This window comes from Acinetobacter sp. YH12233, from assembly GCF_013417725.1.
Taxonomy (GTDB): Bacteria; Pseudomonadota; Gammaproteobacteria; order Pseudomonadales; family Moraxellaceae; genus Acinetobacter.
Genome location: NZ_VPDK01000089.1, coordinates 1 through 1,197 on the forward strand (window position 1 = coordinate 1; position 1,197 = coordinate 1,197).

The 1,197-nt window shown below is 45.0% G+C and carries 1 protein-coding gene; it reads right to left on the bottom strand.

What is annotated here, in order from left to right; genetic code table 11:
* The coding region (locus FTV12_RS16365; protein WP_180034345.1) for an ISNCY family transposase at window positions 1–1,090 on the bottom strand (1,090 nt) is incomplete at its 3' end.
* Window positions 1,091–1,197 lie beyond the last annotated feature (107 nt).

The window sequence follows — 1,197 nt, forward strand, 5'->3', positions numbered from 1 at the left end:
CATGCATGAGGGCTACAGTACCATCCGGGTATTCCAGGAACTCAAGATACTTACCGATCAACCTTTGATTTTCTTCGGTGTTTTCCAGGAGATATACGCATTTATCATAAGTAATCGTCAGGCTATTCGTGACTCTGCGGGGTTCACGCCAAGTAAAAATATCATCTAATTCTTCGGCTGTTTCAGTGATAGGCCGATGTAGATCCTTAGGATTAAAAGCCATCTTGGCGAACTTCTGATTGAACTGCTCAATGAAGCAGGGTAGCCAGGCATTAGCTTGCTCAATCGAGCTGATACCTTCCAGACGCATCTCCTTGATCAGACGGTCCTGAAGGGTTCTGTTGGCACGTTCCACACGGCCTTTGGCCTGTGGTGAATTGGCGAAGATGATATCGATATTCAGGGTACTGAGTACGCGTCCAAACTGGGTAATCTTGGTGTCTTTCTTGCTGCTTTGATTCACCCTGAAGACTGAATGTTTGTCGCTGTAAAATGCCAACGGCTTACCATGCTGCTCAACATACAAGCGTGTTGAAATCATATAATCAAAGGCTGATTCTGATTCACAGAAGCGTAAATGCTGCAATTTTCCTGTAGCATCATCGATAAACACCAGCAGACAGCATTTAGCAGCGCGTCCTTCAAACCAGTCATGATATGAGCCATCAATTTGGATCAGTTCACCAAAGCAATCCCGGTTGTAACGAGGCTGATACGGGCGTTTTAGGCGCTTGGATCGAGGAATCCATAAGTCAGCTGCAATCATCCAGGAACGCAGGGTTTCTACTGAAAGATCGAATCCATGTACGGTGGTGAGCTTTTCATGCGCTAAAGTGGGTCCGAAACCATGGAGTTGATCAGAAACAATATTGAGGCACTTGAGTCTGAGTTCTTCAGGAAGTTTGGAATTGCTGATTTGGCCACGACCGGCATGGGCTAATGCAGCGGGACCTTGAGCTTTGTATTTCTGCAGTAAACGTCTGATCTGACGTTCTGAAATATGAAGTAGCTGAGCAGCCTGGGATTGAGTTATGCGTTGATCGCAGATTTCCTGCAAGACCGACAATCGTTTAAGTTCTTTATCCGACATAGACACCAACATATCAAACCGTCCGCTAACGAAATTGCAAAAGTGCATATTCTAAAAGCGGACATTTTTACTTTGGAGAAACCGGACATTTCTATTTTGGAGTTACA